General features: G+C 58.2%; 10 protein-coding genes and 1 tRNA gene. 1 reads left to right on the forward strand and 10 read right to left on the reverse strand.

Annotation, left to right across the window (positions count from 1 at the left end):
• Positions 1-30: 30 nt before the first annotated feature.
• A tRNA-Pro gene (locus ACPYOP_RS07710) sits at positions 31-107 on the reverse strand.
• An 87-nt stretch (positions 108-194) separates the two neighbouring features.
• Positions 195-599 carry a BA14K family protein gene (locus ACPYOP_RS07715; protein WP_481409788.1) on the reverse strand — a complete coding sequence of 135 codons (405 nt, stop codon included), beginning with the start codon at positions 597-599 and terminating at the stop codon, positions 195-197.
• Between the two features lie 174 nt (positions 600-773).
• Here ACPYOP_RS07715 and ACPYOP_RS07720 point away from each other — a divergent pair, with 174 nt between their 5' ends.
• Positions 774-1,031 carry a hypothetical protein gene (locus ACPYOP_RS07720; protein ID WP_481409789.1) on the forward strand — a complete coding sequence of 86 codons (258 nt, stop codon included), beginning with the start codon at positions 774-776 and terminating at the stop codon, positions 1,029-1,031.
• 179 nt (positions 1,032-1,210) lie between these two features.
• On the opposite strand, the gene ACPYOP_RS07725 is transcribed toward ACPYOP_RS07720, so the two are convergent.
• From ACPYOP_RS07725 to ACPYOP_RS07760, 8 genes are all read right to left on the reverse strand, one after another.
• Complete coding sequence (locus tag ACPYOP_RS07725; protein ID WP_481409790.1) at positions 1,211-1,540, reverse strand: hypothetical protein; 330 nt, start codon at positions 1,538-1,540, stop codon at positions 1,211-1,213.
• Between the two features lie 252 nt (positions 1,541-1,792).
• Positions 1,793-2,899 carry a porin gene (locus ACPYOP_RS07730; protein ID WP_481409791.1) on the reverse strand — a complete coding sequence of 369 codons (1,107 nt, stop codon included), beginning with the start codon at positions 2,897-2,899 and terminating at the stop codon, positions 1,793-1,795.
• Positions 2,900-3,246: 347 nt separating this feature from the next.
• Positions 3,247-3,786, reverse strand: a complete 540-nt coding sequence (locus ACPYOP_RS07735; protein ID WP_481409792.1) for a MerR family transcriptional regulator — start codon at positions 3,784-3,786, stop codon at positions 3,247-3,249.
• Positions 3,787-4,021: 235 nt separating this feature from the next.
• Positions 4,022-4,360, reverse strand: a complete 339-nt coding sequence (locus tag ACPYOP_RS07740) for an integration host factor subunit alpha (protein WP_120663541.1) — start codon at positions 4,358-4,360, stop codon at positions 4,022-4,024.
• Positions 4,361-4,467: 107 nt separating this feature from the next.
• The gene (locus ACPYOP_RS07745) at positions 4,468-5,439 is read right to left on the reverse strand and encodes a beta-ketoacyl-ACP synthase III (RefSeq protein WP_481409793.1); all 972 of its coding nucleotides are present in this window, start codon (positions 5,437-5,439) and stop codon (positions 4,468-4,470) included.
• A gap of 19 nt (positions 5,440-5,458) precedes the next feature.
• Positions 5,459-6,505 (reverse strand): phosphate acyltransferase PlsX, encoded by a 1,047-nt coding sequence (plsX, locus tag ACPYOP_RS07750; RefSeq protein ID WP_481409794.1) that lies wholly within the window; start codon positions 6,503-6,505, stop codon positions 5,459-5,461.
• A gap of 101 nt (positions 6,506-6,606) precedes the next feature.
• Positions 6,607-7,164, reverse strand: coding sequence for a YceD family protein (locus ACPYOP_RS07755; RefSeq protein ID WP_481409795.1), 558 nt, complete (start codon positions 7,162-7,164; stop codon positions 6,607-6,609).
• Positions 7,165-7,183: 19 nt separating this feature from the next.
• A partial coding sequence (locus ACPYOP_RS07760) for a ubiquinol-cytochrome C chaperone family protein (RefSeq protein ID WP_481409796.1) occupies positions 7,184-7,697 on the reverse strand: 514 nt, incomplete at its 5' end.

The following is a 7,697-nucleotide window of genomic DNA, read 5'->3' on the forward strand; positions in this document are numbered from 1 at the left end:
GAAATTCGATTGGGAGTTCAAGGAAATAAATGGTCGGGGCGACTGGACTCGAACCAGCGACCCCTTGACCCCCAGTCAAGTGCGCTACCGGGCTGCGCTACGCCCCGACCTGCCGAAACGGCTTGTTTCGTTTAGAGTTTAGAGTTTCCCGACGCAAGCGAAAAGTAGCGGCTTGCTCAGAAAAAGTTGCGCGCTCAACGGCACTCCCGCCTCGGCCCATAACTCGGCTGATAGGTATTGTCCGAGGCGCGGTAGGAGCGATAACGGTTGGCGCAGGCGCGGGCATGACCGTCGTCGTAATAGCCTTGAGCGCGCTGCCCGCTGAAGAGCGTGCCGGTCACGAAGGATTTGAAGAGCACGCCGCTGTCCGAATTGTCGTCATAATAACTATCGTTACCATGCAGCCTATGGCCGCTGCCCCACCGGTTGTGGTGATGCCAATGGCCGTGGCCATGATCATGCACCTGAATAATGTCCGACTGTACGGGTGCGGGCACGGATAGGGCCGGCATGGTGATGGCGCCGGCCGGCATGGCGATACCGGCCGCCAGCAAAAGGCCAAGGCCCGCTGAAGTTATCGACCTGGCGATCGTAAACATATGCGACTCCTTCGAAATCCGGCGACAGCGTCATGCACTTCTGCGTGAAAACCTTGCTGCCGAGCATGCCGTGATTATCTGTATATAGTGATTTGGAGCCACACTCATAGATGCCCTCCGTCTTTATTGCGCGACGGATCTCAGGGGATACGAAGCGAGCGGAAGGTCAAAGCGATGAAACCCGTTATAATGCTTATGCTGTGCGCACCGTTGCTTGCCGCATGCACGACAGCCGAACCGCTGCAGCCTATTCCCGGCAGCATCACCTATGGCGGCCAACCGCATATGAAGTTGACGAAATCGCCTCCCGGCTCGCAATTTCAGCATCGTTTCACCAACCAGTGGGGCGAGTATGTGCTGGAGACCTACATCATCCAACCCGACCGGAGCCTGAAGCTCGTCAACCGCCAGGTGACGAACCCGCCATACTGACGACGAACGGTTCAGCGTTTCATGGAATCGCTGAACCGTTCTAACTCTTTGCTTTACGCAATTCCGGACGGAAAACCGCTGTGTACTTTTCCTGGAATTGCATAGGTTGCTCATGAAACGAAAACTCCGTCGGTGTCAGCCGACGGAGGATGAATTCGAGTAGCTGGCGACGGCCAAGCTTACCAGCAGCGATAGCAGCGGCGGTAATAAGGCCGGTCGTAATAATAGCCGCGATGGTGATGATCGCTGACGGCAGCGCCGACGAGAACGCCGCCGATGATCCCGGCAGCGGCAAGTCCGGCAGCCTGATTTTCCGCCTGCTGCGCCTGGACGCGATTGGCCTGATAGGTCGTGCCGACGCAGCGATTGTAGCGCTGCGTGCCGGGGCGGAGCCCCTGCGATTGACAGGTCATTTCGGCACTCATCGCAGATTCCTGCGGCGTCTGGCAGCTCGACAGAATAGTGGCAACGGCGACGAGACTCGCGGCCACGGTGGCACGTATACGCATATTCCCTCCAGCAATTTAAGATATAGTCCCGAGGAAGCGGAATACAGCCAACGGTAAGCTTTAGCAAGCAAGAGTCGTGCAAATAGCACCCGAAGGGCCGCGGAAGCGCCTGGAAGTACCCGCCAAGATGGTATTTTGCTTAACAACTCAATAGGATAAAACCGAAAATGAAGAACGCCCTGTCAGACAACAGGGCGTTCTTCATTCAGCCGCGTATATATAGGCGGGTGGTGGAGATCATGTCATCCCGGATCAGAAATTCCGCTCGAAGCGGAGAATGCCGGCAACCGTGTCGTCCTTGATGAAGTCGTAGTGCATGTAGGTCAATTCAGGCTCGATCAAGAAATCCTTGACCGGGTGGATCTTGAGATTGGTGGTCGCTTCGAAGATCTTGGATTCGGTATAGGCGAGCTGCAGGTTCCACTTCAGCTTGTCATTGATCGGCACGGCGACGCCGCCCCAGACAGCCCAGTCACCCCAGCCGCACTTGCCTGCATTGACGGCACCGCTTGACGTCGTGCAAGCGGAGACGTCCTGGTTGGTGCCGGCATATTTGTTGAGCTTGTCGCCATCGGTATTCCAGCCGCCCATCAGGAAGGCCTCCACGTCGCCGAACTTGGCGTCGATGCGAGCCTTGATCGCCCCCTCTTCGACGATCGAGTCATAGCCGCCGACGATCTTGAAGCCCCAGTTACCGGCCTTGTAACCAGCACCGGCAACAACGTCGGGAGCGTAATGGTTGGACTTGTCATCCGTCCACCATCCGGCGCCGTAAGATGCCTCGCCGTCGGAGGTGGAGTAGCTGTCTTCGAGCGAGATTACAGCCGTGAAGCCGTTGCCTGCGTCATAATTGTAGGTCAGCTGGTTGAGTTCGTAGGGACCGTCATAGATCGCGTCGTCGTTGATGACATCGCCGGCATAACCGGCATAGAGGTTGAACTGCGAGTCGAGCTTGCCAACCGTGAAGCCAGCGAGGCTGATATTGGCAAACAGCAGCTTGGAGGAGGTCGCGCCACCGTCATTCCATTCCCAGCGGAAGATGGTGTTGGTCTTCAGCGGGCCGTATTCGGTGTCGGTCGCCGTATCGACATTGAGTTCCACGCGCTCGTGCCAGAGCGTTCCGACCCTGCTACGCGGATTATAAGCATCATACCACTCGCCTTCCGTACGAACCTTTCCGCCGATCTTCAGGCAGGTTTCGGTGCCGGGAATATAGAAATAGCCTGTTCCGTACGCATCGCAGATACGGACATATTCGAGCGGTTCGGGTTCGGCGGCGACAATAGCGTCAGCGGCATGGGCGGCGCTCGCTGCGGCAATGGCAGCGGCGGAGCCAAGAAAAAGGCTCTTGATGTTCATGGTGTCTCCATTCGACTATCCATCAGGGATGGAGTCTCCCGACAGGCAGCAACGTGCCCCTCCATAGCCTGACTGGCTGTTCCCCTCACACAGGGCGAAGCAAAGAAGCTTCAACCGTCAAACTGGACCTGTGGCACCACCACGGCAAGTTAATAAGCCTTGCGAACTAATTGTCACAACGCAGAAGAGTGGCCGGCGTGACAAAATTATCACGCTCATTTATGCGGCTAATGAAGTTACGATCCTTGCATAGCCAGGGGACGCGCAAGTCATGACGACATTTGACTGTCAATGCACATCGCCGGAAGACAACACGTCCTGCACGATCACAACGCGATCAGGTTCAGTTATCGCACCTGATCGAGCAGACGCTTGCATTCCAAAAGATCGTAGAGCGTTTCCTGCAGCAGGGCGCGATCTTCCTTGCCGACACTGGATTTGCCGATGGAAACATCCGGCATGCCATCGTCGCCGCTCACGAAATTGAAGAAACGACGACTGATGGGCGCCTTAGCGCGGCCGACAATCTGATCCTCTTCGGCATTGCCGGAACTGACACGGGGTTCGACGGTCGCGGGCTCCTGCGCTGCGGCAAGCGCCTCGACGCTGGCAAGATCGCCATGACCGACCGCGATGACAAACTTGTTGCCGTTGGTCTTCAGAAGTTTCTGAACACCCTTGATCGTATAGCCGTGATCATAGAGCAGATGGCGGATGCCATTCAGCAGGTCGACGTCCTCGGGGCGATAGTAGCGCCTGCCGCCGCCCCGCTTCATCGGCTTGATCTGCGGAAACCGCGTTTCCCAGAACCGTAGGACATGCTGCGGCAGATCAAGGTCTTCCGCGACTTCGCTGATCGTGCGAAATGCATCCGGGCTCTTGTCCATCATCTTACTCCTACAGGGCGCGGGCGCGCCATTCGGGTCGGATCACGCAAAGGAAGCTGTGGGTATCCGTACTTTCCTGCGATGCGACTCACCATATTTCAACGGTTTGCCGGCGGAAATTCAAGTCATCTCTTCAGCCGCTGCACAGGCAAGCGCCGAAAGGCAGGCAACAGCGCATCAAAAAGGCCGCAGAACAAGGCATGCGGCCGATATCGATATGATTTTCTGGGATGGATCAGGAGGCAGGATTTGCCGGCTTGGTCTTCGCCTTGCGGCTGGCATGCGCTTTCAAGATGCGGGTCTTGAGGACATTCGATGCCTTGAAAGTCATGACCCGCCGTGGCGAGATCGGTACTTCCTCACCGGTCTTCGGATTGCGCCCGATACGCTCATTCTTGTCGCGCACCTGAAAAGTCGCGAACGAGGAGAGTTTCACGGTTTCGCCACGCACGATGGCGTTGCAAACTTCATCGATCACCGTCTCGACGAGCTCCGCCGACTCCGTTCGGGAGAGACCGACTTTCCGGAATACCGACTCCGCCAGGTCTGCGCGCGTCACTGTCTTGCCCGTCATAGCTCCCCGCCCATATCAATGCGTAATCTTCTTCAAGTCTTGCGAGACTATTGCCCTTGCGACGAGCGGTCAAGCTCTTGTTCGGAACGGCTTTTAGAGATGTGGCACTACCAACGCAGCAGCACCGCCCCCCAGGTGAAGCCGCCGCCCATGGCCTCCAGCATCACCAGATCGCCTTTCTTGATTCGACCGTCGCCGGCGGCAACGGCGAGCGCAAGAGGGATCGATGCCGCAGACGTATTGCCATGAAGGTCGACGGTAACCACAACTTTCTCGGGAGCAATTCCAAGCTTCTTGGCCGAGGCGTCGATGATACGGCGATTGGCCTGATGCGGCACCAGCCAATCCAGATCATCAGGCGCGGTGCCCGTCGCATCGAAAGCGGCCTGGATGACATCGGTAATCATGCCGACGGCGTGCTTGAACACTTCGCGGCCCGCCATGTGCAGCACACCGACCGTGCCTGTCGTGGAAGGACCGCCATCGACATAGAGCTTGTCCCCGTGCGCGCCATCGGAGCGCAGGCTTGCCGTCAGCACGCCGCGATCGGTCGTGGCGCCGCTCCCCTCGCCTGCCTCCAGGATCAGCGCGCCGGCGCCGTCACCGAAGAGAACGCAAGTGGTGCGGTCGGTCCAATTAAGGATGCGGGAAAATGTCTCGGCGCCGATGACGAGGACGCGCTTGGCAAGGCCGCCGCGAATATAGGCGTCAGCCGTGGTCACCGCATAGACGAAGCCGGTGCAGACGGCCTGGACGTCGAAGGCGAAGCCATGATGCATGCCAAGCCGGTTCTGGATATTCACCGCCGTTGCCGGAAAGGTATTGTCTGGGGTCGAGGTGGCGACGATGATCAGATCGAGATCATCCGGCGTCAAACCGGCGTTGGCGAGAGCGGCGCGTGCCGCCTGTTCACCCAGGGACGCCGTGGTTTCGCCTTCACCGGCGATATGACGCTGGCGGATGCCCGAGCGCTGCACAATCCAGTCGTCGCTCGTGTCGACGATCTGTTCCATCTCGGCATTGGTCATGACGCGTTTGGGGAGCGCCGCCCCGAAACCGCGGACTATTGAACGGATCATTCTACGTTTACCCCGTCGCTCATGCCGCTTCCGGCCCGATCGGGGGCAGCCGCTTGGCATGATATTTCTTCAAATCGTTTTCGATTTTCTGCGTGAGACCATTCTTGGCCATATCGTAGCCGACATCGACGGCGGCAGCGAAGGCTTCGGCATTCGCGCCGCCGTGGCTTTTGATGACGATGCCGTTGAGGCCCAGGAACACACCGCCATTGACCTTGCTGGGATCGAGCTTTTCACGCAGCAGGTCGAAAGCACCCTTGGCAAAGACATAGCCGATGCGCGCCAGCAGCGTGCGCGACATGGCCGCGCGCAAATAGGCGCCGATCTGCTTTGCCGTGCCTTCCGCCGCCTTCAGCGCGATATTGCCGGAAAAACCTTCCGTGACAACCACGTCGACGGTGCCCTTGCCGATATCGTCGCCCTCGACGAAGCCGGAATATTCCAGCGATTCGAGATTGGCTTCACGGATCAGGCGGCCGGCATCCTTGACGTCTTCCTGGCCCTTGATTTCCTCGACGCCGACATTCAGCAAGCCGACGGTCGGGCGCTCGATCTCGAAGAGAGCGCGCGCCATGGCGCCGCCCATCAGGGCGAAATCGAGCAGCTGCTGCGCATCGGCGCCAATGGTGGCTCCGACATCCAGCACGATGCTTTCGCCGCGCAGCGTCGGCCAGATCGCGGCGATCGCCGGACGCTCGATATTGGCCATGGTGCGCAAACAGAATTTTGCCATCGCCATCAGCGCGCCGGTATTGCCGGCGGATACGACGACATCGGCCTCGCCCACCTTCACGGCTTCGATCGAACGCCACATGCTGGAAACATAACGACCACGGCGCAATGCCTGGCTCGGCTTTTCATCCATGCTGATGGCGACATCGCACTCGTGAAAGACGGATTTTTCCCGAAGCTTTGGATATTTTGCGAGGACCGCTTCGCAGCGATCCTTCTGTCCGTACATGATGAACGTGATATCTGGATGCCTATCCAGCGCCTTGGCCGCGCCGGGAACAACAACCTCTGGGCCAAAGTCGCCACCCATTAGGTCAAGAGAAATTCTGATCACGCGTCCCTAGTCCTTTTTCTCCACCAGCCTGGCGAATTTGGCGTCAAAATACCGTTTTCTCCCCCGGTTACAACTGAATTGTGCTCGGTCGGCACGGGGGCTTATTCCTTTTTCCAGTCTTTCAGAACGGCAAAGGGCGAAGGTTTCCTGTCATCTTCGCCGGTGTCTTCAATATGCGCTTCGAATTCGATGCCAGGCTTGCGTGGATAAGGATCGATGGCAAGCGCGGCAAATTCCGTAACGACCGCGCCGGCGTCGATCGTATCGCCGGTAAAGGTCTCCGGAAGATCCGGACCGTCCGGATCCAGCACCATTTCGCCGGTATCCATGGAGGGCGCGCGCGCCAGCTTGGAGTCCTCGGGCACGAAGATATGCTCGAAATCCTCGTCGATCTCGGATTCGACCGGCTCCAGCGTCACCACGCAGGCCTGAACGATCTTTGCCCTGACATTGCCCTTGATGCGGACGCCGTCGCGCTTCCAGCGCGAGATCTTGAGATCTGCCTCGAGCTTGCCCACCGAAAGCACATCCCAAAGGGCGGCAAGCCCGGCAAGCTCGCGATCATCCGCTTCGATATGCACGTCCACCGGATTGGCGGAAATATGGCCGACCTTCACCGGATAGGAAAATGGCGTTTCGTCGGAATCATGTCTTTTCATTTTTCTTCTCCTAACCGAGCTATCGGTCGAGTTTGGCCGGCTGCGGCAGCGTCGCGGATCCCGTGGCGATCTGCTCTTCGGTTACCGCCGCCAGATGCGCTTCCGCCGTCAGCATCCAGCCGGCCAACTCGGCCATGGAAGCCGCCGCCTGCCCCGCCTTCGGATAGATGTTACGCTGCAGTGCCGTGGCAAGCGCCACGCGATCATTGCCATCCATGGCAGCCGCATAGCTTTCAAGCCGGCCATAGAACATGCCGGCCAGTTTCTTCATGCGTTTCGGCACGCTGTTGTCGCCTATCCCAAGCTCGCGGATCGAATAATCGATATCTTCGAAAAACGCATCCACGATTTCCTGTGCGAGTTCCTGACCGCTTGTGGTCGACGACCGCGTGCGGCGGAAGAACAGGATCATCATCACGGACAACAATTCGAAGCGCCCCATCACCGTATCAGGCACGTCATAATCGGTATAGAAAACCGGCTGCCGCGCCATTGACGTCAGGACCTCATACTGCCTGACGACGATGATCTGA

This window comes from Rhizobium sp. KNZ2-6A (assembly GCF_056755475.1).

Excerpts from the sequence above, each read along its gene's own strand:
- ACPYOP_RS07715 (WP_481409788.1), bottom strand. The coding sequence starts at position 599 with ATGTTTACGATCGCCAGGTCGATAACTTCAGCGGGCCTTGGCCTTTTG.
- ACPYOP_RS07720 (WP_481409789.1), top strand. The coding sequence starts at position 774 with ATGAAACCCGTTATAATGCTTATGCTGTGCGCACCGTTGCTTGCCGCA.
- ACPYOP_RS07725 (WP_481409790.1), bottom strand. The coding sequence starts at position 1,540 with ATGCGTATACGTGCCACCGTGGCCGCGAGTCTCGTCGCCGTTGCCACT.
- ACPYOP_RS07730 (WP_481409791.1), bottom strand. The coding sequence starts at position 2,899 with ATGAACATCAAGAGCCTTTTTCTTGGCTCCGCCGCTGCCATTGCCGCA.
- ACPYOP_RS07735 (WP_481409792.1), bottom strand. The coding sequence starts at position 3,786 with ATGGACAAGAGCCCGGATGCATTTCGCACGATCAGCGAAGTCGCGGAA.
- ACPYOP_RS07740 (WP_120663541.1), bottom strand. The coding sequence starts at position 4,360 with ATGACGGGCAAGACAGTGACGCGCGCAGACCTGGCGGAGTCGGTATTC.
- ACPYOP_RS07745 (WP_481409793.1), bottom strand. The coding sequence starts at position 5,439 with ATGATCCGTTCAATAGTCCGCGGTTTCGGGGCGGCGCTCCCCAAACGC.
- ACPYOP_RS07755 (WP_481409795.1), bottom strand. The coding sequence starts at position 7,164 with ATGAAAAGACATGATTCCGACGAAACGCCATTTTCCTATCCGGTGAAG.